General features: G+C 40.1%; 26 protein-coding genes, 3 tRNA genes and 2 other RNA genes. 21 read left to right on the top strand and 10 right to left on the bottom strand.

Annotated elements, in window-relative coordinates:
• Nucleotides 1-31 precede the first annotated feature (31 nt).
• From LRM42_RS02485 to LRM42_RS02470, 4 genes are read left to right on the top strand one after another with little or no spacing between them, the layout of a single operon-like run.
• Complete coding sequence (locus tag LRM42_RS02485; protein WP_243816620.1) at nucleotides 32-772, top strand: type II secretion system protein; 741 nt, start codon at nucleotides 32-34, stop codon at nucleotides 770-772.
• Nucleotides 765-1346 carry a type II secretion system protein gene (locus tag LRM42_RS02480; RefSeq protein ID WP_243816619.1) on the top strand — a complete coding sequence of 194 codons (582 nt, stop codon included), beginning with the start codon at nucleotides 765-767 and terminating at the stop codon, nucleotides 1344-1346. The genes LRM42_RS02485 and LRM42_RS02480 overlap by 8 nt, the downstream gene beginning before the upstream one ends.
• Entirely contained in the window at nucleotides 1330-2028 is a 699-nt protein-coding gene (locus LRM42_RS02475) for a PilW family protein (protein ID WP_243816618.1), read from the top strand. Before LRM42_RS02480 ends, LRM42_RS02475 begins: the two co-directional genes overlap by 17 nt.
• A complete protein-coding gene (locus LRM42_RS02470; protein ID WP_243816617.1) occupies nucleotides 2021-3163 on the top strand; it encodes a hypothetical protein in 1143 nt (380 codons plus the stop codon). The genes LRM42_RS02475 and LRM42_RS02470 overlap by 8 nt, the downstream gene beginning before the upstream one ends.
• 1 nt (nucleotide 3164) lies before the next feature.
• On the opposite strand, the gene xerA is transcribed toward LRM42_RS02470, so the two are convergent.
• Complete coding sequence (xerA, locus tag LRM42_RS02465) at nucleotides 3165-4088, bottom strand: site-specific tyrosine recombinase/integron integrase (RefSeq protein ID WP_243816616.1); 924 nt, start codon at nucleotides 4086-4088, stop codon at nucleotides 3165-3167.
• Between the two features lie 86 nt (nucleotides 4089-4174).
• Here xerA and LRM42_RS02460 point away from each other — a divergent pair, with 86 nt between their 5' ends.
• The 7 genes from LRM42_RS02460 to LRM42_RS02430 all read left to right on the top strand — a co-directional run bounded on the left by LRM42_RS02460 (nucleotide 4175) and on the right by LRM42_RS02430 (nucleotide 8531).
• Entirely contained in the window at nucleotides 4175-4699 is a 525-nt protein-coding gene (locus LRM42_RS02460; protein ID WP_129743549.1) for a nucleoside-diphosphate kinase, read from the top strand.
• 41 nt (nucleotides 4700-4740) lie between these two features.
• Nucleotides 4741-4817: transfer RNA gene (locus tag LRM42_RS02455), tRNA-Arg, on the top strand.
• 5 nt (nucleotides 4818-4822) lie between these two features.
• Complete coding sequence (locus LRM42_RS02450) at nucleotides 4823-5353, top strand: PH domain-containing protein (protein WP_146554927.1); 531 nt, start codon at nucleotides 4823-4825, stop codon at nucleotides 5351-5353.
• Nucleotides 5331-6329, top strand: coding sequence for a SurA N-terminal domain-containing protein (locus LRM42_RS02445; protein WP_243816615.1), 999 nt, complete (start codon nucleotides 5331-5333; stop codon nucleotides 6327-6329). Before LRM42_RS02450 ends, LRM42_RS02445 begins: the two co-directional genes overlap by 23 nt.
• A 52-nt stretch (nucleotides 6330-6381) precedes the next feature.
• A tRNA-Thr gene (locus LRM42_RS02440) sits at nucleotides 6382-6457 on the top strand.
• 4 nt (nucleotides 6458-6461) lie between these two features.
• Nucleotides 6462-6839, top strand: a complete 378-nt coding sequence (locus LRM42_RS02435) for a hypothetical protein (RefSeq protein ID WP_178143152.1) — start codon at nucleotides 6462-6464, stop codon at nucleotides 6837-6839.
• A 3-nt stretch (nucleotides 6840-6842) separates the two neighbouring features.
• Nucleotides 6843-8531 carry a glycosyltransferase family 2 protein gene (locus LRM42_RS02430; protein WP_243816614.1) on the top strand — a complete coding sequence of 563 codons (1689 nt, stop codon included), beginning with the start codon at nucleotides 6843-6845 and terminating at the stop codon, nucleotides 8529-8531.
• On the opposite strand, the gene LRM42_RS03980 is transcribed toward LRM42_RS02430, so the two are convergent.
• Complete coding sequence (locus LRM42_RS03980; protein ID WP_445083038.1) at nucleotides 8449-8934, bottom strand: NrdR family transcriptional regulator; 486 nt, start codon at nucleotides 8932-8934, stop codon at nucleotides 8449-8451. The two genes, LRM42_RS02430 and LRM42_RS03980, sit on opposite strands and share 83 nt — an antisense overlap.
• Before the next feature lie 369 nt (nucleotides 8935-9303).
• Nucleotides 9304-9380: transfer RNA gene (locus LRM42_RS02425), tRNA-Val, on the bottom strand.
• Between the two features lie 60 nt (nucleotides 9381-9440).
• On the opposite strand from LRM42_RS02425, the gene thrS reads away from it, so the two are divergent.
• The 4 genes from thrS to LRM42_RS02405 are packed head-to-tail and all read left to right on the top strand — an operon-like array spanning nucleotide 9441 to nucleotide 13425.
• Nucleotides 9441-11252 carry a threonine--tRNA ligase gene (gene thrS / locus LRM42_RS02420; RefSeq protein WP_243816613.1) on the top strand — a complete coding sequence of 604 codons (1812 nt, stop codon included), beginning with the start codon at nucleotides 9441-9443 and terminating at the stop codon, nucleotides 11250-11252.
• A gap of 11 nt (nucleotides 11253-11263) precedes the next feature.
• Entirely contained in the window at nucleotides 11264-12166 is a 903-nt protein-coding gene (locus LRM42_RS02415) for a tRNA (adenosine(37)-N6)-dimethylallyltransferase (RefSeq protein ID WP_243816612.1), read from the top strand.
• 24 nt (nucleotides 12167-12190) lie between these two features.
• Nucleotides 12191-12784 (top strand): hypothetical protein, encoded by a 594-nt coding sequence (locus tag LRM42_RS02410; RefSeq protein WP_243816611.1) that lies wholly within the window; start codon nucleotides 12191-12193, stop codon nucleotides 12782-12784.
• A gap of 2 nt (nucleotides 12785-12786) precedes the next feature.
• Nucleotides 12787-13425 (top strand): MBL fold metallo-hydrolase, encoded by a 639-nt coding sequence (locus LRM42_RS02405; RefSeq protein WP_243816610.1) that lies wholly within the window; start codon nucleotides 12787-12789, stop codon nucleotides 13423-13425.
• Nucleotides 13426-13497: 72 nt separating this feature from the next.
• On the opposite strand, the gene rpmB is transcribed toward LRM42_RS02405, so the two are convergent.
• Nucleotides 13498-13707 carry a 50S ribosomal protein L28 gene (rpmB, locus tag LRM42_RS02400; RefSeq protein ID WP_243816609.1) on the bottom strand — a complete coding sequence of 70 codons (210 nt, stop codon included), beginning with the start codon at nucleotides 13705-13707 and terminating at the stop codon, nucleotides 13498-13500.
• A gap of 98 nt (nucleotides 13708-13805) precedes the next feature.
• Between rpmB and LRM42_RS02395 the strand changes: the two genes are divergently transcribed.
• Both LRM42_RS02395 and rnpB read left to right on the top strand, forming a co-directional pair.
• Nucleotides 13806-14450: a site-2 protease family protein gene (locus LRM42_RS02395; protein WP_243816608.1), complete on the top strand. Its 645-nt coding sequence runs from the start codon at nucleotides 13806-13808 to the stop codon at nucleotides 14448-14450.
• Nucleotides 14451-14625: 175 nt separating this feature from the next.
• Nucleotides 14626-14967, top strand: an RNA gene (rnpB, locus tag LRM42_RS02390) — RNase P RNA component class A.
• Between the two features lie 51 nt (nucleotides 14968-15018).
• On the opposite strand, the gene rplT is transcribed toward rnpB, so the two are convergent.
• The 4 genes from rplT to LRM42_RS02370 are packed head-to-tail and all read right to left on the bottom strand — an operon-like array spanning nucleotide 15019 to nucleotide 17670.
• On the bottom strand, nucleotides 15019-15360 hold the full coding sequence (gene rplT, locus LRM42_RS02385) for a 50S ribosomal protein L20 (protein ID WP_129743558.1): 342 nt from the start codon (nucleotides 15358-15360) through the stop codon (nucleotides 15019-15021).
• A 2-nt stretch (nucleotides 15361-15362) separates the two neighbouring features.
• Complete coding sequence (gene rpmI / locus LRM42_RS02380; RefSeq protein WP_129743559.1) at nucleotides 15363-15557, bottom strand: 50S ribosomal protein L35; 195 nt, start codon at nucleotides 15555-15557, stop codon at nucleotides 15363-15365.
• The gene (gene infC / locus LRM42_RS02375; RefSeq protein WP_243816607.1) at nucleotides 15557-16087 is read right to left on the bottom strand and encodes a translation initiation factor IF-3; all 531 of its coding nucleotides are present in this window, start codon (nucleotides 16085-16087) and stop codon (nucleotides 15557-15559) included. Before infC ends, rpmI begins: the two co-directional genes overlap by 1 nt.
• Nucleotides 16088-16146: 59 nt before the next feature.
• Nucleotides 16147-17670: a YifB family Mg chelatase-like AAA ATPase gene (locus tag LRM42_RS02370; protein WP_243816606.1), complete on the bottom strand. Its 1524-nt coding sequence runs from the start codon at nucleotides 17668-17670 to the stop codon at nucleotides 16147-16149.
• A 66-nt stretch (nucleotides 17671-17736) separates the two neighbouring features.
• On the opposite strand from LRM42_RS02370, the gene ssrA reads away from it, so the two are divergent.
• From ssrA to LRM42_RS02350, 4 genes are all read left to right on the top strand, one after another.
• Nucleotides 17737-18126: a transfer-messenger RNA gene (ssrA, locus tag LRM42_RS02365) on the top strand.
• Between the two features lie 1351 nt (nucleotides 18127-19477).
• On the top strand, nucleotides 19478-19849 hold the full coding sequence (locus LRM42_RS02360) for a hypothetical protein (protein ID WP_146423691.1): 372 nt from the start codon (nucleotides 19478-19480) through the stop codon (nucleotides 19847-19849).
• Nucleotides 19850-19903: 54 nt separating this feature from the next.
• Nucleotides 19904-20350, top strand: coding sequence for a hypothetical protein (locus LRM42_RS02355; protein WP_243816605.1), 447 nt, complete (start codon nucleotides 19904-19906; stop codon nucleotides 20348-20350).
• Nucleotides 20351-20358: 8 nt separating this feature from the next.
• Nucleotides 20359-23262, top strand: a complete 2904-nt coding sequence (locus LRM42_RS02350) for a type IV secretory system conjugative DNA transfer family protein (RefSeq protein WP_243816604.1) — start codon at nucleotides 20359-20361, stop codon at nucleotides 23260-23262.
• A gap of 14 nt (nucleotides 23263-23276) precedes the next feature.
• Here LRM42_RS02350 and LRM42_RS02345 read toward each other — a convergent pair whose 3' ends face one another.
• Nucleotides 23277-23846: a hypothetical protein gene (locus LRM42_RS02345; protein WP_243816603.1), complete on the bottom strand. Its 570-nt coding sequence runs from the start codon at nucleotides 23844-23846 to the stop codon at nucleotides 23277-23279.
• A gap of 10 nt (nucleotides 23847-23856) precedes the next feature.
• Nucleotides 23857-25461, bottom strand: coding sequence for a hypothetical protein (locus tag LRM42_RS02340; RefSeq protein WP_243816602.1), 1605 nt, complete (start codon nucleotides 25459-25461; stop codon nucleotides 23857-23859).
• Nucleotides 25462-25569: the final 108 nt, after the last annotated feature.

Genomic DNA, 25569 nt, shown 5'->3' with positions numbered 1-25569 from the left:
TAAAAAACGCTTATGTTATAATGGAGAAGTGATGGGCAATAAACAAAAAGGTTTTACTATAATTGAAGTGATTTTGTTTGTGGCTATTTCTGGCTTGCTCACCTCTATGTTGATGATCGGCGTAAGTATGTCAATTAATCGCCAGCAATATCGCGATTCAGTGCAGTCTTATGCTGGTTTTTTGCGAAATGAGTACTCGAAGGTGGTCAATGTTGAGAATGAGCGATCTAAGAGCACTTGTCCAATTGAGGGCTCTGATGGTCGAGCTGAAACTCTACGTGGACAATCCGATTGTGTGATTGTCGGTCGCTATATTACCACTGAAGGTTCTCTGGGCTCAACGGACGGTAATCTGTACAAAGCTTATCCAGTTTATGCCTATAGGTCAGATAAGGGTAGCGCGTGGACTTATAAACGTGGTGCTGAGTCTGATAAATATATCGTTAATTGGCAAGCAAAAACTAGGTTCTCTAATCAAGCTAAGGATAGTGCGTATATTTCTATTTTGATGTACCGCCATCCAGAGACGGGGCAGTTGGATATTAGAACTGACACGAGTCGATTCGGTGACAATTTAACTGATTTCGTCAACAATAAAAATAGTGCTGGAGTTGTGCAATCTGCTGGCGAGCAGCGCCAACAGAGGGAAATTTGTGTTTATGATGACGGCTGGCTACCGGGAGAGAGATTATCTATTTTTCTACGATCACACGCAGGTTCTGCTGATGCTATAGTTATGGGTAATGCGACAGGAGGTTGTGCTGATGCGTAAGCTTAACAGAGGTGACACGCTTGTCGAAGTGTTGCTTGGAGTAACCATTTTTAGCCTAGTCGCCGTTATTGCATTAGAAACCATGAATCGCGGGATGGCTATTGCTCAGTATTCTTTGGAGACGACGTTGGTTCGCCAACAGATTGACGCTCAGGCTGAAATGCTAAGATATGCGCATGATATGAAAAATGGCACTTGGAGGAAATTGGTAGACAATAATTCGGTGAGCGTTTCTGTTGTTAATGGGAATGAAGGGAATTTGGGTGCCGAAAAATGTCCTGATGATTTTTCTACGAAAGAGTTTGCATTGGCTGCAACACCTTCGCTCGCTTCGAAGATTAGTATATTGAACAATCCTGGAGATTATAAAGCGGCAGAAACATACGCGCGGGTTGATAGTGATACTAAAAAAACGTATGGAATATCTGTTAGATTAGTTAAACCAAGTACGACTGTCGGGAGCAGGGATAGCAATAAATATGATGCGTACATAAAAGCGTGCTGGATACCAGTTGGCGGTAAAATGCCGGCGACTATTGGTACGATTGTGAGGTTGTATGATTCGGGGCTATAAAAAAGGATTTACACTTATCGAATTGATGCTCGCCATGAGTTTTATCTCTGTTCTTTTGTTGTCGATTGCTATGGTGGGTATTCAAGCGGGAAAAATGTATAGCAGAGGTATTGTGCTTCGTGATGTTAATCAAGCGGGGCGAGATATTTCAGATACGATTCGACGCGATTTTCTTCAGGCGAATGCTGAAAAGATTGACACTACTGGCTTGAGGGTGCCGAATAATAGCAATTGGTCGACTGGTCGACTTTGCCTTGGCTCTCATTCTTATGTGTGGAATAATCCAAAGTATTTGGACGATCCTAGCCTGTTGGGCGGAAATAGTCTGTTTAAGGTTAATGGTAATCCAGTGAATTTGGTGCGCGTAGTTGATGCGGATAGTGGATTATGTAAAAAAGATGCTTCTGGCAAATATCCAGAAACCGTCGATCTTGCGAAATCGTCCAATTTGCTCAGGAATATTAATAGCGGTGACGGTTCAATTGGTGTACACGAAGTTACGCTAGAAAAAATTACCTCAGATAGTTCAAGGGAGGCGCTATATAAGTTGACCTTTACGCTGGGAACGAGTAAGATGAGCGAGATAAGGAATTCTTCCTGTAAGGCTCCGACTGAAGATGATAGTAATTTTGAGTTCTGTGCTATAAATAAATTTGAGATGATTGTGAGGACAAATGGGTAAAAATACGCGACAATCGGGTGCTGTATCTCTTTTTGCGGTCATATTTGGCGCGATGTTGCTGACTATTGTTACTATTGGTTTTATCAAGTTGATGATTATGGATCAGCGGCAGTCCTCGAACAATGATCTGTCGCAGAGTGCTTATGACGCGGCTTTGGCTGGGGTTGAGGATGCTAAGCGTGTAGTACGTGCCGCCCAGACGGGGAATATTCAGGCGGCAGGAGTGCTGAATGGTCCAATTAATTGTAATATGGTCGCGGCATCTGGTGTTGTCGGAGGTAGCTCTTCTGGCGAAACTATTATTAAAACTGGTACAGATGCGGGTAAAAAATTTGATCAAGCGTATACTTGTGTAAAAATCACTATGAAATCTCAAGATTTTGTATATAAGTCTATTGAGGAAAAATCTCAAATTGTGCCACTACGCGCAACTGGTTCATTCAACAAGATATCTATCGAATGGTATAGGCGCGATGATGAGAGCAATTTGAATGGCGCCAACGCCGCTAACACTGAAATATCCACTTCTGGGGATTTGCCGACGAAAAACAACTGGAATGCTAATTCGCCACAATTGATGCGCGTGCAGCTTATCAATCCAGGATCCACCTTTAATTTAGCGTCTTTAGATTCAACTGGTGTCACTTCTTTCTTACGACCGAACGTTTTAAGGTCAGACGTAGCGGGTCAGAATGGTACTGCTGTTTCTGGTAAGATTTCTGATCATCCACGCGCAACTGACGGGAATGAACATAATAATGGAACAAGTGTGGTTTCTTGCAGTAAGACATTCAAGTTTTCTGGCGAATATTCGTGTAAGGCGGTGATTGATGTTGATGAGATTCCAGCCGGTAGCGAAACTGCGTTCTTAAGGTTATTACCTATATATAAAGGTGGTAGTGTGAAGATTTCTCTCCAGAAAACCGACGGAACGATTGTCAATTTTGATGGAGTCCAGCCAATTGTCGATTCCACGGGGCGGGCAAGTGATTTGTTTAGAAGAGTTGAAGCTCGATTGCAAATAGGAGACGATTTCGCATATCCTAACAATGCGATTGAATTAAAGAATAGTCTATGCAAAGACTTCTCTGTATCTGGCGGCGGATCTGCTACCTCAGGTCGATGTAAGCCATAAGCTAAGCTTCTGTATCGCTATGAAATCGGTCGTGAATATCTTTCAGATGCTGGTCGGTAACGTGCGTATATACCTGTGTTGTTGATATATTGCTATGTCCCAGCATTGATTGGACTGAGCGCAAGTCTGCACCGTTCATAAGTAGGTCGGTGGCAAAGCTATGGCGCATAGTATGTGGACTTACGTGTTTTGTAATTCCAGCCAGTCTAGCATATTGACCAACCATTCTCTGAATACTACGCGCGCTTAACCTGCGGTAGTCTCCGGAGGTGTTGGGGGTTGCGTGGCGTTTGCTATAGCTTAAAAATAGAGCGGGTAGATTATCTGTTCTAGCTTCCAGGTATGCCGATATATGTTCGGCAGCACTTCTTGAAATAAAAACAGGGCGATCCTTTTGTCCTTTTCCTCGCACCATAAATTCGCGCCTCTTTAGGTTTATATGATCTCGGTTTAAATTGACCAATTCTGAAACACGCAGTCCGCTGGAAAATAGTAACTCAACAATTGCTCGATCTCTCAGCCCAGATTCTGTATCGGTTGGTATTTGATCGATCATACGTAAAATCTCGTCATATTGTAAAAAAGTCACTTGTTTACGGACTACTTTGGGTAATATAATTCTGTCGGCCGCTAGACTTTTGATATTACGACGAGAAAGGTAGGTTAGCAGACCTCGTAATGCAATAAGATGATAACTTTGGGTAATTAAAGACAGTTCTTCGCCAGTGTTGTCATTTTTATAACGGTTTAACCAAAGGCGATACTGGCGTATTAGTTCTGATGTAATTTTCTCAACATCTATATCGCCAGCAAAATCAATGAATCTCTCCAGATATAGTTGATAATTTATGATGGTTTTTTGACTACGCCCACCTTCAACCTCTAGGTGCTCTAAAAAATCAGTTAAAGCTTCTGACATAAACATAATATTTATTCTATCGCTAATGAATATGTTTATCAAATTATTTATTTCTGCTACTATATTAGAAAATAATAAGCAGAGGAGTATCTATGGCAGAAAGCGAAAAAAACTACTGTGGTGTTGAGAGGACGTTGATTGTCTTTAAGCCTGACGCAGTTCAACGAGGTATCGTTGGGGAAATTTTACAACGTTTTGAGCGAGTTGGTCTAAAAATAGTTGGTGTAAAAATGACATCACCATCTAGGGATCATTACTATGCTCATTACGAGGACATCGGTAAATTGGCTACTCGTCGAGGCGAGGATACTTTGAATATAACATTAGATATGATGATGGACGGTCCAGTTATAGCAATGGTACTAGAGGGTGTTGAAGCTGTCGCTGTTGTTAGGAAGATTGTTGGTCCAACCGAGCCTAAGTCGGCTGACATGGGGACGATTCGCGGTGATTACTCGCACATTAGTTTTGGCTATGCAGATGAGTGCCAAAAGGGAGTTCCAAATTTGATTCACGCATCTGGCGATTCAGATGAGGCTGTTCGTGAGATCGAGCACTGGTTCAAGCCGGAAGAATTGGTAAATTATCACACACTAAGTGAAAAGTTTACTCGCTAAGCTAGTCTTTCCTGAGAGTTACCGTGGTATAATGGTTGTATGCCTCGGTAGCTCAACTGGATAGAGCAGATCCGTCCTAAGGATAAGGTTGTAGGTTCGACTCCTGCCCGGGGTACCATATATATGACAGAGCAAATTAAAGATAAACAATTTGATGGGCAGCGTGACGGAGAGCGACTGTTGTTTGTGTTTCGTCGTCACATAATCGCTATGAGAAAAGGATTTTATCTGCTTCTAGGATCAATGACGCTTGGTTCATTGCCTTTTTTAATTTGGCAAGATAATTTGAATCTTTTATGGGTATTTGTTGGTGGATTTATTTTTGGTTTGATGCTCTTTTTCTATCATTTTCTGATGTGGTTTTATACTTACTATATTGTTACCGATCAGAGAATTCGTCAGATTACTCAACATGGATTTTTTGGCAAAGACGTCATTGAGCTGAAATTGTCAAAGATCCAGAATATTAGTTATAGTATCCCGGGATTTAGCGGAGAAATGTTTAAGTTTGGTACAATAGTTATTCAAACTTTTGTTGGAGATCTTGTTATAAAAAACGTAGAACATCCAGATAAGATCTATAATAAATTACAAGACGCAGTGGAAATTTCGACAAAGAAGGAGGATATCAATGAAGAATCTATTGAACCGTAAAGATAAAAAACAACCAAAGGAGCTGCCTAAGAGAATTACAAACGACACAGTAGCTCAGCATCGCGAGAAGGTTTTGGCGGCTGGTCGTAAGCATAAATATCCCATCCAATACACCAAACGTCGATTGGTATGGATAACGATGCTCGTTAGTGTTGTTATTCTGATTGTTTTCATTGCTCTTGGTTGGGCACAGTTGTATGTCTGGAAAGATACAAGTGATATCGCATATAGGATAACTAAGATTTTACCTCTTCCTGTGGCTAATATTGACGGAGAAAATGCTGAGTATAGCGATTATTTATTGTATCATCGTAGTTCGTTGGCAGTATTGCAGTCTCAGGGGCAAGCAGATCAAAAGGACAAAGTTAAGTTCTATCAAAACCAGTCCATAGATAAGGCATTAGAGGTGGCATATGCCAAAAAACTTGCGAGAGAAAATAATATTACGGTAGATGATAAAAAGGTTCAAGATCTTATCAAAAAACAGCAGGAATCTAGCAAGCTATCACAGTCCGCTTATGAGTCTGTAGTGAAAGACAATCTTCATTGGTCAATGGATGAGCTAAAAACTGCTATGAAATATACTTTGTTAAAGCAGGAAGTGTCTTTTAAGATTGATAAGACAGCTAATAACCTAGTGTCTGACACTAAGAAGAGGTTGCAAGAGGGTAAATCATTAAAGGATATTTCTACGGAAATGGGTGACAAAGTGCAGCCTGTATTTGATCTATCTGTCTCTACGGATAATTCTGACGGAGGTCTAACGAAAGCGGCCATGTCGTTAACAAGGGGTAAAATTTCAGGTCCTATAAAGACTCTTTCAGGTGACGGATATTATTTTGTGACGCTTAATAATATTGAAGGCAATACCGTAAATTACTCTTATGTAAAAGTTCCATTGACTGAATTTAATAGCCAGTTTAACTACTTAAAAAATAACAATAAAGTAAAATATTTCATTTCTATCGATAAATAGGCTATCTAGTTTGAAAAAACTCCTATTTTTGCTATAATTTACTAAGGAGTTTGCCGTTGTAGCTCAGCTGGTAGAGCAGCTCATTCGTAACGAGCAGGTCGCTGGTTCAAGCCCAGTCAACGGCTCCATTTTATGAAAGACACTATAAAGAAATCGATAAAAATTGTTTTTAGCGACAGGACTGTGGCAACTCTTTTGATCGTTAACGTTGTTGTGGCTATTGTTATATCTATATTTTTAGGATCATCAATAAAACATAGCGAAGCTCAGGTTATTACGCGCTACACTACGTATGGTGATGCGAATTTTTATAGGAGTCATTGGTCTAGTCTATTTAGTTATTTTGCTTTGGCGTTTATGATAGTTTTTGGTCACTCTGCGCTAAGTGTCAAGTTAATTTCACTAGAGAAACGAAGCTTGGCTATATTTATTTTATGGTTGACGTTGGGTATTTTAGCTATTTTAGCTATTTTAGCCTATTCTATAATTAAAATTGCATCGATAGGATAATACATGGACATTGAAATCCCACTTGGTAAACGAACAAAAAAATATCGTTTTCTTGAGATGCTTCCTGGGATATTGAGCTACGGGGCTATTATTCTTTTGATTGTTTTGTCTATTTTAAGTCCTGTTCTGGCGTCAATTTATTTACTGTCTATAATCCTAGCTGCGTTTGTGAAAGCCATAGCAATCAGCTACAGGGTGATTACTGGCTATGGCAATATGGAAAAAGCGTCAAAAGTCGACTGGAATAGGCGATTGTCCGACTTGGAAGATCCGAAAGAGGCATACTCTAGGCTGAGAGATAGTCAATCTAAGGAGTTGTTATATCAACAACACGTAGATAACCTAAGATTCATGTCTGCTGCGGAAGATGGATACTATCCTAAGCCAAGTAATATTTACAACGCTCTTATTATGCCTGCATACAACGAGAGTATAGAAGTGATTGAGCCTGCTCTTAAATCAGTTTTAGATACAACATATGATAAGAAGCGTCTGATTATAGTTTTTGCGTACGAAGAACGTGGTGGCGTTGATATTGATACAACAGCTAAAATACTGAAAAAGAAATACGGTAAGTACTTTCATTCTTTCCACATTGTAAAACATCCAAAAGATCTACCAAATGAGGTAGTTGGTAAGGGTGGAAACATCACGTATGCAGGCAAGTGGTTGGAGCAATATTTACAACAGGAAGAAATAGCTTTTTCTGATGTTATTGTTACAACAATGGATTGTGATAATAAGCCACATAAGTATTACTTTGATTATGTGACATATGAGTATATTACTCATGAAGACAGAAAACATTTATCGTTTCAGCCTATATGTTTGTTTACTAATAATATATGGGATGTTCCTGCGCCAATGCGAGTAGTGGCAACGGGGAATTCATTTTGGAATATTATAAGCTCTATGCGCCCATATTCTTTGCGTAACTTTGCGTCACATTCGCAACCAATGAATGCTCTCGTTGAGATGAACTTTTGGAGTACGCGAACAATTGTTGAAGATGGGCATCAGTACTGGAGAAGCTATTTCTATTTTGATGGTAATTATGAGGTTGTGCCGATTTTTGTACCAATTTATCAGGATGCGGTATTGTCTAATGGATATAAAAAGACGCTGAAGGCGCAATTTGTTCAGTTGCGTCGTTGGAGCTACGGGGCTTCAGATGTGGCATACGTTGGTAATAACGTATTCAATAAAAATAGAACAGTAAAATTTTGGCCTAGTCTAGCCAGGTTCATAAGGTTGTTAGATGGACATGTAACACAGGCCTGTATTGCCCTAATTGTTGCTTTTGGCGGGTGGGCGCCGCTTGTGCTGAATGGTGAGGCTGCTCGTAGTGTTGCCGCACATCAACTGCCGGATACGGTTAGCTTAATACAACAGATAGCTATGGTGGGTATTCTGGTTTCAATTTTCGTATCATTTAAACTTCTGCCTCCGCGCCCAGAAAGATATAAAAAGAGTAGGAATATATTAATGGTCCTGCAATGGGCTCTGATGCCTGTAATTGCTATAGTATACAGTTCAATGGCCTCGTATAATGCCCAAACACATCTTTTGCTTGGTAAATATCTTGATAAGTTTGATGTGACAGAGAAGACTACTGTAGAGATGAACGATCAGAGCCGTGCTCAGAATAAGAAAAAGAAGGGCGACCACGACGCCTCTTCCTCTGAGAGATAATAAGATTATGTTGTGCTGCGTATTGCAGTGCGGCTATTTGGTCGAAATTCTGTAATGTTGAGTGGGTTATTTCGGCGATGTGTTGAGATGATATCGCGGATTTGTTTTGTAGGTGTATTAATTTATCTTGTATAGTATTGGCCAAGTCGTAGCTATATGAACCTGCCAATTTTTCGTTATGATTAAAACTTCGCGCAATACTAAGCATTAGTTTTCCTATAGAAAAATTATCTTCCTTGCCATCTTGTGATGTGACAACGAGGGAAATCGCGGGCTTTTCGTAGGTTGTAAAAGAATAGCCGCATTGGTCGCATATATGTCTACGCCAGGTTGTTGGGTATTTTTTATTTTGACGAGAATTTGTTACGTGGGTTTTTCCGTGAAAACATTTTATGCATATCATATCAATATATTGACATACAACTATAAAAAAATCCAGTGGAAAAGTGCTGTGTAAAATAAAAATCGCCTCGTTTTAGAGGCGATTACTTTATAAATCTGGTAACTTAATTAAGTATAGATCTTTCTTCGTTGATCTTCTTGTTATATTCGTAGTGAATTTTGGTTTTGCTCAATAAAGAACAGTGTTGCGGCTTTTTTGTGCTTAAACTAGGTGAGTCATGTTTACTCATGCTCTAAATTCTAACATACTTATCAAATAAAGTCAAGGTCTGTATGGCAAACGTGTAGGTTTGGTCATTTTCTATACTCCTTTACGACATTAAATAACTCTTCATCAGTAACTGATAAAGAGTTATACAATCGTCGTATCTGGTGGGCAATAGAGGATTCGAACCTCTCACCTCTTCAACGTCAATGAAGCGCTCTAGCCAAATGAGCTAATCGCCCAGATATAATAATATTATCATAACAGATGCCTACTATCAAGGAGCGTGGTATAATATTGATATGAGTGAAGAAGAACTAAAATCTATGAGACACAGCCTAGCGCACATTATGGCACAGGCTATTCAGCATTTATGGCCTCAGGCGAAGTTTGGCGTGGGACCGGCTATCGACAATGGTTTTTACTATGATATTTATCTTGACAACGGGACAATTTCTGAAGCTGATCTTCCGAAGATAGAAGAGGAGATGCGAAAGATCGTAGCGGCTAATTATCCATTTGAGAGGCGTGATGTGTCGGTAGAAGAGGCTATTGATTGGGCTATAAAGGGAGATCAGTCATTTAAGGTGGAACTACTGAACGATCTTAAGAGATTCGGTACTACCGTTGCTAGCGAATTGGCTGGAGAAAAAATGGGATCTGTGTCTGATGGCGATAGTAAAGTCGAGACTGTTTCTTTATATTCTCAGGGTGATTACACTGATTTGTGTAGAGGTGGGCATGCGGATAGCACTGGAAAAGTTGGCGCATTTAAGCTTACTAAGACAGCTGGAGCATATTGGCGAGGCAATGAGAATAATCCACAGATGCAGCGAATATATGGCGTAGCGTTTGCTACACAGGAAGAGCTGGATGAATATCTGAATAGGTTGGAAATTGCAAAACAGCGAGATCATCGCAAGTTAGGCAAGGAGCTTGATTTGTATACAACCTCTCCTCTGGTAGGGATTGGCTTACCTTTGTTTACTCCTCGCGGTACGATTTTACGAGATATAGTGGCTCAATATTCGAACCAGCTGAGACAGAAGTTTGGCTTTGAAAAGGTCTGGACGCCTCATATTACGAAAAAAGATTTATATGAAACATCGGGACATTGGGCTAAGTTTGGAGAGGAATTATTTTTAGTTAAGAGCCAAGAAACTAGTGACGAGATGGCTCTTAAGCCTATGAACTGTCCGCATCATACGCAAATTTTTGCCTCACGACCGCGAAGTTATCGTGATATGCCAGTAAGATATTTGGAGACGACAACAGATTATCGCGACGAAAAAACTGGCGAGCTGGGCGGATTGAACCGTGTACGCTCATTAACACAGGATGATAGTCATATATTTTGTCGCACTGATCAGATTGAGGATGAGATTAATAATTTATTATCTGCCGCTCGTGAGCTGTATGGATCAATCAATATGAAGCTCAGGGTTAGATTAAGCTATCGTGACGAGTCTGATTCGTATTTAGGCGACCTTAGTCTATGGGATTCCGCACAGAACCAGTTAAAGTCTGCTGTTGAGAAAGTAGGCTTGGATTATTTTGAACAAGAGGGTGAGGCGGCATTTTATGGTCCAAAGATTGACTTTATGGCAACGGATGCAATTGGCCGTGAGCATCAAGTTGCAACCGTGCAGCTAGATTTCGTGCAACCACAAAGGTTTGGTTTGGAATATGCGGATACTGATGGCAATTTTACAACACCAGTTATGATTCATTGCGCCTTATTGGGATCAATTGAGCGATTCTTAAGTGTGTTTATAGAGCACACTGGCGGATGGTTTCCGTTTTGGGCGGCTCCAGAACAGGTTCGTATTTTGACGATTAACGACGCAGTGTTAGAATATGTTGATAAAATAACAACTATATTATCAGACATTACCCTCATGGAGCCAGTTAGATATAACGATGTAAGATTTACAATAGATTCTAGAAATGAATCATTAGGCAAGAAGATTAGGGAAGCTACCTCTATGAAGATACCTGTTCAATTTATCGTAGGACCAAAGGACATGGAGGCTAACGAGGTTAGTGCTCGCACGCAATCTGGCGAAGAAAAAATATCGTTGGAACAGCTCGCTGAGTATATAAAATCTTTGTAGGGTTGAGTTAATTGGATAGGTTTATAAAATTAGATAATGGCGTTGATGAAGGTCGCCTACCACTAATTGTAATTGTTGGTCCTACCGCTAGCGGCAAAACGTCATTAGCTATACAATTGGCAAAGAAGTATAGAGGAGAGATAATTTGCGCTGATAGTAGGACTGTCTATCGTGGTATGAATATTGGGACAGCTAAGCCTTCTTTGGGTGAACGGCAAGGGGTCTCTCATTGGGGTCTTGACTTAGTAGATCCAGGAGATTCTTTCAGTGTGTCGCAATTTAAGGACTATGCCTGTCAAAAGATTAAAGAAATCCGAAGTCGAGGAAATATTCCATTTCTTGTTGGTGGAACGGGGTTGTATATTGATTCTGTTATATTTGATTTTCAATTTGGAGGTAAATCCAGCAAAGAAAAGAGAGCTAACTTACACAAAATGACGATATCTGAACTTCAACAATACTGCGTCAATCACGATGTAGCCCTGCCGGAGAATAGTAAAAATAAAAGATATCTAATTAGGGCTATTGAGCGAGCCGATGAAAAGCCGTCTGGACTGGAGGCTCCATTGAATAATACTATCGTTGTCGGAATTACCACAGGTAAACAACTATTAAAACGGAGGATTACAGATAGAGCAAAAAAAATGTTCAAGGACGGTGTTGTAGAAGAAACAATAGGACTAGCCAATAATACCGGGTGGTGTAATGAGGCTATGACGGGTAATGTTTATCCTATTATTAAGAAATTAATCGAGAAAGGAATAGACGAAAATCAGGCTATTCAGGAGTTTATTGTTAGTGATGTAAGCTTAGTAAAACGTCAGTTGACGTGGTTTAGGCGAAACCCATTTATTGAATGGGGAGATGTCCATTCGTGTGAACAATATTTATCTCGAGTATTAGATAGTAAGTAAAAAATATGTTACAATTATAGTACAATGATTGATTCATTATTTGGTTCAAAAACTAGGGTAAAATTATTACATCTTTTTCTGAATAATCCAGAAAAGTCATTTTATGTGAGGGAAATTACTAGGATGATCGATGAGCAGATAAACTCCGTCCGTCGAGAGCTAGCTAATATGGTGTCTGTAGGCATAGTGCAGCAAGATGCTATTGATAATAAACTGTACTATAGTGTAAACGAAGACTATCCTTATATTAAGCCGCTTGCAGCTATATTCTCAGATAAAAGTACAGAAGGCGGCACGGGTGCTGCAAGTAGTGTTTCCTGGAAAGATTCTTTAGGGAGAATGAGAGGTTTAAGATTGGCTATTATTTCGGGGAAATTAGTAGTCGGATCAAGCTCTGCCGTTGATTTGCTATTGGTCGGCGATGATATGTCTGCCGTAACTATAAAAAATCTTGTTAAAAAAATCGAAAAAGATAGAAAAATAGAAATAAATTATGCAGTAATATCTTATGATGATTTCTATTATAGGATGAGTGTCAAAGATAGGTTTATAATGGATATCGTAAGAAACAAGCACTCTGTATTAGTAGATACGGAAAATATAATGAGAAAGGAGTAGGTATGTTTGAAATAGAGTATAAAGGAGCAAATGCTGTTATTATTACCACAAAGAAACTTCGTGTGGTATTTGATCCGAATTTAGAGATTGTCGGAGGAAAAAATGTTTCTGTGAATAATGACGTAGAAGTGGTTACGGAGGATCGGTTTGCTGTTGTGGATTCTACACCAAGACTACTATTTTCGGGTCCAGGTGAATATGAAGTCGGAGATGTCTCGTTATTAGGAATTCCAGCGCGCCGACATATCGACGCTGCGGATGATGTTAAAAAATCTACAATATATAAAATTACGATTGGTGAATCTAAGGGAGTGGTTGTTGGTAACATTGAGAATAAACTAACTGATGATCAGCTCGAAAATATAGGTGTTGTTGATTTTGCAATATTACCTGTCGGTGGAAATGGATACACATTAGACGCAATGGGAGCAACTTCAATAATTCGTCAATTGGATCCTAAGGTGGTGATTCCGGTGCATTACAATGACACTACTCTGCATTATGAAGTTCCACAGGATGGTGTGGATGAGTTTGTAAAAAATCTAGGAGCTCCAGTTGTTGAGGCTGGTCCAAAGTGGAAGCTAAAGAAAATAACGGACTTGCCGGATAATTTAACGGTTGTTCAGATATCGAAAAGCTAGGGTCTTCTCGTTGAATTAAAAATAACTCCGATAATACAATCGGAGTTATTTTATTAAAATTTGATTTAGCGATTACTTATCAGCAGTTGCGCTCAAAATACCTTTTTTCTTCAGGGTGCGAATAGCTTTCGTGCTTAAAGTCATGGTAATTTTTTGACCGTCAACAACAAAAGTCTTCTTCTGAAGGTTTGGTTTGAAAACACGCTTAGTGCGGCGCAGGGAGAAGCTGACGTTGTTGCCATGCTGCTTGCCTTTGCCTGTTAAATCACATCGTGATGCCATTTCCACTCTCTTTACTTTATTATTAATAACAATCCTTATTATTGTAGCGACATTTGTGTAATTAGTCAAGATCGTGTATTGATGCTATAATAACACTTATGATTTTAGAAATAATAATAGTTTTGATTGTTATATTATTGTCTATGACTATTCACGAGGCTATGCATGCTTTTATGGGATATGCATTGGGTGATAATACCGCAAAAGAAGAGGGGAGATTGACACTTAATCCCATAAGACATATCGATCCTGTGATGACTATTTTGCTTCCTTTGATTATGGCGATACTGCATGCTCCAGTTTTTGGAGGAGCTAAACCTGTTCCATTTAGTCCAAATAGAGTCCGTTTTAGCGATTGGGGGGCGGCTCTTGTTGCTCTTTCTGGTCCAATTACTAATTTAGTAATCGCCTTTATTGCGTTTGGCGTCGGAGTGTTTAGTGGCGTTATTAATAGTGTTGGAACAGTACAGTCTACGATATTTGGACTGATTATTTCTACCGCTGTATCGGTGAACCTGGGTTTTTTTGTTTTTAATATGCTACCAATTCCACCTCTGGACGGGTCTAGAGTACTGTATGCCGTAGCGCCAGATAGCGTCAGGGGCGTTATGCAAAAAATTGAGCAAAACGGCGTTCTTTTGGTGATGATTATAGTTGTGCTGTTCTCTGATGTAATCGGGCAGGTTATGTCGGGCTGTATTCAGGCAATTTTGCGTGTATTTATGAACATATTTGGTGTATAATAGGAGTGTACCCTGGATTTATCCGTGGGCGCGTATGATTTTCCTAACATCATACAATAGGGAGCTTTAATGATTTATTGTCGTGGCAATAAGTTGCGAGCACCCACCTTGCATTTATGCGGGGAATATCTAGCGCCCACAGACAAGTCTGGGGTTTAGTGCTATAATATATCATGTAGTCTGTTAGGCAATCGCTTAAGTTATACTTAAGAGGAAAGTCCGGGCAGCGAAGGATACGACAGTCGTTAACGGCGACCGGAGGCAACTCTAGGGAAAGTGCCACAGAAACGAAACTACCTTCGTATTTTATATACGATGGAAAAGGTGAAACGAGTGGGGTAAGAGCCCACAGTCGTCTATGGCGACATAGACGAGAGGTAAACCCTGTCGGCTGCAAGGAGATTTGCAAATAGGATTATCCGTCCGCAGATCGATAACCGCTTGATTTGTTTGGCAACAAGCAAACTAGATAGATGATTGCCCTAGACAGAACCCGGCTTATAGGCAGACTATGAATAAAACACCCTGCGCATAATGTCAGGGTGTTTTATATTGGTAGATTTTCCGACTATAGACTAGCTTTTACTATTTCAGCGAAAGCTTTTGGCTCGTTAACTGCCAATTCTGCTAATATTTTTCTATCAATCTCAATGTTTTTAGATTTCATAGAAGCTATAAGTTTGCCGTAAGTTGTGCCTTCTTGTCGAGCGGCTGCATTGATTCGGGTAATCCATAGACCGCGTAGATCGCGTTTCTTGTTTCGGCGATCGCGGTAGGCGTACTGTAGAGCTCTAATAACACCCTGTTTTGCAAGACGGAAACTTCTGGTGCGATTATGCTGCATTCCCTCAGCTGCTTTTAAGATTTTCTTGTGCTTAGCGCGTGCGGCAACTCCTCGTTTTACTCGCATAACTATACTCCCATTGCTCGACGGGCGTTCTTAGCCATCGAACCAGTTACTGTTGCTGTTGTGTTGATTGCGCGCTTACGACTTTTTGACTTTTTAGCCAACAAGTGGCCGCCAAATGCGCGCTGGCGGGTCAATTTTCCGGTGCTGGTCAGCTTGATACGCTTCGCAGTGCCTTTGTGGGTCTTTAGCTTTGGCATTATTTACTCCTTATTACTACACTCAGATTGCGACCAGCCATCTGAGGTTTTTGCTCTAATATTGCGTCCTCACTAAGGTGTTCCATGATTTTGTCGATCAATTCGTAGCCGATCTCTTTATGGGCTATTTCGCGACCTTTGTAGACCACTTGTATACGAACTTTATGTCCGCCCTCTAAAAATTTACGGATCTTCTTCAGCTTGACCTCTAGGTCTCCAGCTCCTATCTTTAGACCGAAGCGCATTTGCTTTAGGTCTCCAGATTTGGCTTGACGCCGATTCTTCTGTTGATCCTTCATCTTTTGATACTGGTATTTACCCCAGTCAATGATTTTAGCAACTGGCGGATTGGCTCCCGGTGATATTTCAACTAGGTCAAGATTCATGTCGTTGGCCTTACTTAAAGCCTCTTTAAGCGACATTATTCCTAGTTGCTCGCCATCAGGACCAATTATCCGCAGTTCTCTTGCACGGATTGCTCCGTTGATACGGATTGATTTATTAATCTCTGGCTCTCCTTTTTGAAGCAATTTTAGATTAACTCAGTTGCTATTGTAACAGAGATGTTTGTTATTTTCAAGGATAATAATTAACCTATGTTAATCTGTCTATATTGTAGGCTTTCTGCTATATGTGGAATTTCTATGGATGTGGATCCTTCTAAATCTGCGATAGTGCGAGAAACTTTTATGACTTTGAAGTAGCTGCGAGTGCTTAAGTCTAGTTTTCTGGCTGCGTTCGTCAAGAAGGTTTTTGCAGATTCTGATATTGATGTAATTTTATCAACACGATTACTTGAAATGTCATTGTTGTATTTATAGCTACACTTATATCTGCCTCTCTGAATAGAGTAGGCTTTATGTATCTCAGATAAAAATGTCTCTTGTTGTGATTTTGTCGACATTTTATTATTTAATAATTTTTCATGGGGAACTCGCGAAACCGATACAGTTAGATCTATTCGATCAAGTAGTGGCCCTGATAATCTTTTTTGATAATTGATAATTTGATTTTGTGAACATATGCAAGTTTTTTCTGGATCCCCAAGAAATCCACAAGGACAAGGATTCATTGTGGCTACTAATAAGAAATTGGCAGGGAAGTTGAATTTACCATTTGCACGGCTGACGGTAATTTCGTGATCCTCTAAGGGTTGACGAAGTGATTCAAGTACAGTGCGCGGATATTCGAGTAACTCATCAAGAAATAGGACGCCTCTATGAGCTAAACTGATTTCTCCCGGCTGCACTTTCGATCCTCCGCCAATAATAGAGGCTCTACTTGCGGTGTGATGTGGCGACCTGAATGGTCTATCTACTATGGGATTATTTATTATAGTGTGTTCTCCAAGACTGTGAAGTTTTGTCACTTCTACTATCTCATCCTCTGATAGGGCTGGTAATAGATTCTTCAAAGATTTTGCCAACATAGTTTTTCCTGACCCTGGAGGGCCGGACAATAAAATATTATGCCTTCCGGCAACGGCTATCTGGATAGCTCTCTTTGCTTGCTCTTGTCCGTAGATGTCGTCGATGGTTGGAGCGTTTTTATTATTGTGAGATACATTTTTTATTGATGATCTGTCTATTGGCTTAATAATCTTTTCTTTTTTGAGATGCAAGAAGAGTGATTTTAGGTTTTCTACTGGAAATACATCAATTTCAGTCACTAGCGCCGCTTGTTTGGCGTTTTGGGCCGGCACGTATACTGATTTAATCTTTTGGTTTTTAGCCACTTCAGCTGTAATAATTGCTGATCGTATTGGACGTAGGCTGCCGTCTAGCGCTAGTTCTCCCGCAAAAACCGCATTACTTACGTCGCTTTGGTTGAGTACGCCGTTGATGCATAAGATAGATAAGGCGATGGGAAGATCAAAGTGGGATCCGTCTTTTGGTAACTCTGCCGGTGCTAAGTTAATGATTATTTTTCCTTTCGGAAAATCCAGGGAAGAGTTTTTTATTGCACTACGTACTCGATCTCTGGACTCATCGATGGCCTTATTACCCATTCCGACAATTTGCAGACTAGGAAGTCCTTTTGACATATCTCCCTCAACTTCGATGATTTGCCCGCTAAATCCATAAGGTGTAGCTGAAATAACTCTACTAATCATGAATCTATTAAAACATAAGCATGTAGATTTTTGAATGAGATCAGGGTATAATATGAATCGATATGTGGGGCTGATATAGCTTTCGACAATTGGACCTTATCAGGATATTCTGCAAGCCGATGATACGCGTAACGTATATTTTTAGATGCAAAAAACTTTGCAAGCAAAGTTGCGGGCCTATTCCAGGTTCGTGCTTTCGCACCAGCTGTAGCGTAATTTTCTATAGCCATCTTGTCGCGCAGGCAACATAGTGTGGACGAGGTGTTATATTTATGTTGCTCGCTGTGATTCTGGAAGTAGCAGACTCATGGGACTTTTTCTACGTAACGTAGCTCGGTATTTTTGGCTTATTTTTAAGTCGAGTGGCGTTATAAATTAAATTGAAATAAGACTATGCTTGTAGACGAATATCGTGATACCAGTTGGACCCGGGGGCAGTACCCGGCAGCTCCACCATATAGATTAGATCAAAAGTCAGCCTTATCGCTGGCTTTATTTATGTTAAAGAGTAGAATTTATCTTTAATATAGAAAAACAACCACCTGCGAGTAGTGGTTGTTTTCAAAAAAGTGGAGTTTTACAATTTCTTTTTATTTTTGGCCTCTGTATAACTTTTTTATTCAGAAGCTACCCCTATAATAAGCTATATAAATGCTTATGTCAACAATATTTTTGTAAAAAGTTTAGTAAAAAATACCACACATTTTATAATCTTCTTTCTAATTTTCGCAACTATTTTTTCTAATGGCTTTTACTATGAAGTTATATGTCAGAGACTGATGTTTGTTTGATTGCTTTTTATGTCTTTTATGTGTGCGACAAATTAAATTATCGCACATTTTCTAGGACTCTTTTATTGAAGCGTAAAGGGTGGCTTTGTGTGCTATGAATAAACTTTATACTTTCGTTTTGTAATTTTTAATTAAAACTGTTGTATAACATTTTTGATGTATAGAATTTAATATGCGTACTAATGTTTGGATGTTCTTGTAATAATATAAAAAATAATTTTGTTAAGTTTGCTATAGTGCGACAATAAAAGTGAACAGAGTTTTATAAAGCGGGGAATAGAGAATATTATTTTATCGCGGATTCGAGTGTTAGGCGTCGGTCTGATATTGACTGTACGAACCTATTTTTGTGGCAATGTTTGGATGACGGGTGATCATAGGTTAGTCGTGCAATTGGGTGGTCGCTAAGTCAACGATACCTTCATTAAATGGTACGTAATCTGTGCTAGATAATACTCAAAAATGACAAGATTGTTGTAAAATACACAGATAGCTATAAAGTGATAAGAGAATAATTAACAGATGATAATTTTAACAACATTAAAAAATAGGTGAAAATTACAATATTTTTGGCCGAGTAATGGTTGACATATAAATAGGGCTATGCTAGTATAAGGTTAAGCTTTTAGAAAAACAAAAAAGCAAAAATACATTAACAATAAAATTTATATAAAGCCGCGTTTTTACGTATAAATCGACGGATAGTTGGCTGCATGATTTTTATAATGACGCAGCCAATGCTCCGCCCTTACTTCGTAAATTGTAAAAGCGTTGAGCGCGCGGTTAGTACCGCATACATCCAGTTAATCCTCGTTAAAGGACTAGCGGTGAGAATCCTGGATGTATGCAGAGGAACACTGCAAGGATGCTCCTTAATTAAGGAGCGGTCAAATCGCCTCGAGCGGTAATAGGCAAGTAGCACCCGCGCCTAATAGTTATTTTTTATCGGCGGATGGTTTGTGTCTATATGCTATAGTATTATCGCTCAGGCTTCTTGTGTATAGTATGATGTGAGTATGGGGATGAAGATAATTAGTTTTATAGCGTTGGTTGCATTGATTTTGACTGCGGTTATTTTGAACGCGACAAACCCGAGTTCTGCTGGTCCGTTTGGGATTTTAGCGTTTTTTGTATGTTTGTATGTACTGTTTATCTGTCTAACTTATGTAGTATTTTTAACATCGGAGCGAATAGCTGCGAAATTTTTTAATTTCAAGAATAGTCGCAATGAATCTAAGTATAAGACGTATTATTACTCTACTGTAATCTCTCTTGCTCCAGTTATTTATGTGGGTATGCAATCGATGGGAGATGTTGGGATTTTTGAGATATTATTACTTGGTGTGTTTGAGCTGCTGGCGTGCTTTTTTATACATAAAAGATACTAATTCCGTCCTGAATGTAGTCGTGTATTTTAAGTAGTTACGTGGTACAATATATTTATGAATCCCGAACTGCCACAAGTTAATAGGACCCCTGAGGTGCAGCCACAAAATATAGGTGGCGGTGAGTATAATGTAGAAAATACATCATTAAATCCTGAAATCGGAAGAGAGTCCGAGCAGTCACTTGGTGCTAGGGTTGAGCAATATAACAATATCCCCGTGGCTTTGCCTGTTGATAATACTACAACAGTTCCTTTATCTCAATCTCAAAACGACGATCAAAGTGCGAAGCAGTCAGGGGTAGTAGTTGATGATGATACTCCTCTGGTGGCAGCGGATGAAGACTTGATAGAAAGAGAATGGGTGGATAAAGTTAAAAAGATTATAGCTTTAACAAAAGATAATCCATATGAGAGGAATAGAGTTATTGCACAGCTGCAGGCTGATTATTTAAAAAAACGATATAATAAGACTTTAGGTCAAAATGACGACGGTAGTAAGTAGGGTTTTGTATGGGTGCGGGTCCTTTGATAGTTAGTTTTATCGCGATTGTTATTATAGCCGCTGGTTCTGCGGTAGCTTTTGTGTTGTATCGTAACATGCTGAGGGAAGCCAAAAATTATGAACGAGGCTTGAAGATGGTGCCGTTGCTTATACATTTGCCTCCGACAAGTGAAGACGTCAATAGTTCAAATCGAGATGAGCGAGATTTAACTGAAGAGGTGCTGTCGCAAGCCCAGGTGATGTACAATATTATCTCAAGTACGGCAACTAAAGGGTTTAAAAGTAAAGTCTACGGCCAACGTCATATATCGTTTGAGATTGTTGCACATGGTGGGTTAGTTCATTATTATGCTGTTGTTCCGCTAGTGTTAGTTGATGTTATTCGTCAAGCTGTAGCGGCAGCATATCCTTCTGCTAGGCTAGAAGAGGTATCTGATACTAATATATTCAGCAAGGTCGGCAAGATGAGCGGAACCATCGGCGGCGAATTCACCCTGAAAAAGTCCTTTGTTTATCCAATATCGACTTATCAGGAGTCGAAAAGAGATGCTTCCAGGGCGTTATTAAATGCTTTGTCTTCGGCATCTAAAGAAGATGGAATAGGTGTACAATTTTTACTGCGTCCGGCGTATGACGGTTGGTCTAAGGCTTCAGAGTCTCATATTGACGGCATGAAGAAAAATAAGGGCAAGAAGAAAGGCTTTGGAGGCGTTGCTCCTATGGATATTATGGAGGCTCTGTGGAAACCGCCGGAGAATAATGAAAAAGACGGTGGCTCTAGTTCTGAGGACAAGCAGCTAACATCTTTAGAGCAGGCGGAAGTGGATGCTATCAGTGAAAAAGCTCGCTATCCTGCGTATGAAGTTTTGGTGCGTGTTGTAATTTCGTCAAACACTGCGGCGCGCTCTCAAGTGTTGTTAAAAAATATAATAGCAGCCTTCTCGCTATTTGACTCACCGCGCAATAACGGGTTTAAGTTCTCTTTAACTAGGAATGTTGAGGAAATGACAACAGCATATATTATGAGGTTCTTCCCCCAGGAAACTCGTAGTAATATTCTCAACAGTGTAGAAATGGCAACGTTATTCCATTTGCCTGGAGCTAACGCGATTCCGACTTCACAAGTTAAGCGACAGATGTCTAAGCAGGTTGATGGACCAACAGACGTTTTGGATGAGGGTTTGCTGATTGGGTATAACGAATTTCGAGGAGTCAAAAAACCTATTCGAATCGGCACAAAAGACCGCCGCCGCCACGTATATATTATTGGTCAAACAGGCGTCGGTAAATCTGTCTTGCAGGAAAATATGGCTTATCAGGATATGATGGATGGTAGGGGATTCGCCTTTATTGATCCGCACGGTGATTTGGTTGAATCTTTATTGGGTAAGGTTCCGAAAGAGCGTGTCGAGGATATTATTTACTTTAATCCTGCAGATATGACTAATCCGATTGGCCTTAATATGTTTGAATTTGATTCGCCGGATCAAAAAGACTTTTTGGTTCAAGAGGCAATTAATATGCTTTATGGACTTTACGATCCTGGCCATACGGGAATTGTTGGTCCTCGCTTGGAGCATATTTTTAGAAACTGCGCCTTGCTGTTGATGTCGGATCCTGCTGGTGGAACGTTTATTGACGTGCCGAAGTGTCTTATTGATCCTGAATTTGTGAAAAGCAAGCTTAAGTATGTGAAAGATCAGCAAGTTATTGATTTCTGGACAAAGGAATTTCCTGCGTCACAGAGGTCAAATGAGGCGGGTGAGGTTATTTCATGGGTTGTATCAAAGTTTGGTCCATTTATTTCCAACGATGCAATGCGCAATATTATTGGTCAGACCAAATCTGGATTTAATTTGCGTGAAATTATGGATAATAATAAGATTTTGCTAGTTAACTTGTCAAAAGGTAAGATGGGCGAGCTTAATTCAAAGCTTCTGGGTATTATTTTTGTAATGAAGTTTCAAGCAGCAGCGATGTCTCGGGCGGATATTCCAGAGGATCAGCGAGTTGATTTCTCATTGTATGTTGACGAGTTCCAGAACTTCGCCACTGACAGCTTTGAGTCTATTTTGTCTGAGGCCCGTAAGTATAAATTGAGTCTTATTATGGGTAACCAGTTTATGACGCAGCTAACAGATAAGATACGAGAAGCTATCATTGGTAACGTCGGTACGGTTATTTCTGGACGTATCGGTGTGACTGATGCTGAATTGATGGTTAAGAAGTTCCAGCCGACCTTCGATGTCGACGACTTGGCTAAATTGCCAAACTTCCAGTCTATAACTTCTGTGATGATTAATAACGTGCCGTCTGCGCCGTTTAGTATGAATTGGATTCCTCCGATGGGGCAAGTTAATAATCAGCTGAGAGACGCGTTAGTAAGGCTATCTGCTGCTAAATACGGTAGACCGCGAGCTGTTGTTGAGAAGGAGATATTTGACAGGATTAGAGGTAGTGTGCAACCAAAGACGAGTCCTTCTCAATTAGCAACTTCTACTGGTCAAAAATCGTCGGGCGGTGGGTCATCGTTCTTGGATGAATGGCTAGCGAAGAGACAACAATTAGGAGGAAAGCCTGCTTCTAGCTCAACCGTAAGACCGGCAAATTCGCAAGCTCCACAGACTTCCTCGCAAATACAGAATCCGCAAGGCCGCCCAGGGGTGGTTAATAATGCGTCTTCTAATATAAATAGCGTAAATGCTACGGCTTCTACTCTTGTCAGCAAACAGAAAAGTCAACCTTCTGCGATAGATAGTGCTGTCATCAATAGAACAAATGCGTCTATGACTACGAATAATAACCCTGTCTCTTCTGTAAATGTAAAACCGAGCCAACCTGTGGTTAAGAATCGGCTCGATTTGCGTAATGGTGATGATGACGATAGTGAAGTGATGATTAGCTTGAGATAAGATTCAATATCTATCTAGCTATTTTTCCTGTTGTTAATAAACCCTACTCGAGCATACTCAATAACAGCGCCGATAGACCAGCCGGCTACAAACAGGATAATAGTTTCTGATCCTGATAATAGATATCCGTATCGTTTGGCGATAAAATACACGACAACAGAAGCTATTGCGCCTAAGGCGCCAGAGATGATTAAGTTAGGGCGGGCAACGGTATTGCCAATTGCGTCACTAGTTTTTTCGACGACTGGATTATGAATAACCTTGCTGAAAGCCCTGGATGGAGCTGATAGTTGGTCTTGTACACTTTCCAAAGTCTTCTTATACGAAGCTTCAATATCTTTTTTTGTAAGAGGCTTATCTTCTTTTATCTCTTTAGATTCTTTTTGTTCTTGCCGCTTTTCTTGGCGGGCGGCAATTTCTATAGCCTCATGTTTAATGCTATTTTCATTTTCGGCATTTGATTTTTCTTTTTCAGCCGCCTTTTCTAGGGATCTTTCGATTTCAGCGGCTTTTTCTCTGCTTAAATCTGCTAATTCTTTGACATCAACAGCATTCTCTATGGTAGATTTTAATTTTTCACTCATTTTTCACCTCCTATAAAGTTCCTGCGGACATGTCTCGCCGAATGATTCTAACTTCTTTATTCAATTGACGTGATCTAGCGTAGAAGTATACGACTACTGCTGCAATAATTCCTGCGAACATCATATTCTCGCTGGCACCAGTTTTTGGTAGTTGCGAAGTGGTTTGTTCAATAACTTTCGGTGCAGGACAGTCAATTTTTGTGCTGACAGTATTACCAAATGTGTTGTCGATCCTACAGTCATAAGACATTGGATTACTTTTACCGCTAGCCATTGCCGGAATGCTATTCTTTATTTGGACGGTAAAGCTGCGCTTCTGGGTTTCTCCTGGCTTGATCTTGATAGGGTTCCATACTAGTACTTTTGCGTTGCCGCTGCCCGCGCTAGCACCTTTATCATCTGTCAATGTTCCACCGCCAGCGTCGAATATGTCTGCATACTCTAATAGGTCACTGACTTGATCTTTAAACGTAAATTCTTCCTCTTTAAGACCTTTGTTTTTTACCGAAAGAGTGTAGGTAATTCGATCTCCAGATTTCGCAACCGTAGTTGTTGCATCGGCATTATTTTGGGTGAGATTAACTGCGGTTTTTGTCTGCACGAACGAGGCAGAACATCGACTATCGTTAATCCATATCGTAGAATCGCCTGGGCATGGTTGGCACTGAGGGTCGTCCTTTAACAATTTAGGGTTTTGAGGACATCTTGCTGGCTCTGGTATAGTAAATGTCTTTACGCAGGCGTCTGAGGTCTTATCGCCCAGCGAGCTTTTTACCGTTAGAACAACTTTGTATGATCCTGGTGTTTTCTCTGTATAAGTTACGATTTTATCGTTGCCTTCGATAGTCTTAACTAGAGTATTTCCTCGGTAAATGCTGTATACATATTTTTGGATTGTCGCACCGTTAGCTGCACTGGCGTTAGCAGTAAATTGATATGTATCGCCATTCTTCTTTATGTCTAAGGCGTTACACGTAGCTACTGGCTGTGGCGGAGTAGAGCAGTCGGGGTATGTTCCGACTTGCCCAGTTGGACATTGATGGTTCGGTGGTGCGATTTTAAGGATTAAGTTACCGCAGTTAAGCATGATTGCAAACCATCCGGTTCCAGCTGAATATCCAACGAATGCTCTATATGAGAAGCTGCCCCAGAGGTTGTGAGGTCGATAGTAGAAAGTGCGAGCACTGCCTTGTGACGTACGAACTACGTAAGATCCTTCACCTCTTGCTGCGCCAAAGTGAGGTGTAAGTCCCCATGAATAGGTACCCATATTGCTATTTAAGGTCTGAAGATTACCAGTAGCTGCTACCAAATCAGAGCGGCTAATACCAAGATGATCGTAGAGGTCGTGAATATTATTTGTGTTCGCGTCATAATGAGCCATCAGTTGCTGGCCACTAGAAATTCCGCCGTAAATTAGGTCGCTGGAATCTGCTGCGTTGGCTGATTCTGGCGGTGAAAAAACAGTGAAAGATTGCACAATAAGCGCTAGGGCAGTTAAGATAAGCCCGATCTTTCGAGTAGCTTCTTCCTTACGTAAGCGTTTCGCATAAAAGCCCAAACTGTGGATCATTGAAGGGCTGTATGGTAGGCGCGAGATAATTTTTTTGAACATTTTGACCTCTTTTATTTTTGTTGTTATATAACTTTAATCTAACTTTAGCATAAGCATACTAAAAAAGTAAATAGTTTGAGAATATATCTATTTTGATGTATAATAAGG

Source organism: Candidatus Nanosynbacter sp. TM7-075 (assembly GCF_022828255.1).
GTDB lineage: Bacteria > Patescibacteriota > Saccharimonadia > Saccharimonadales > Saccharimonadaceae > Nanosynbacter.
The sequence above is the reverse complement of the archived record's forward strand: the minus strand, read 5'-3'. Positions and strand labels throughout refer to the sequence as shown.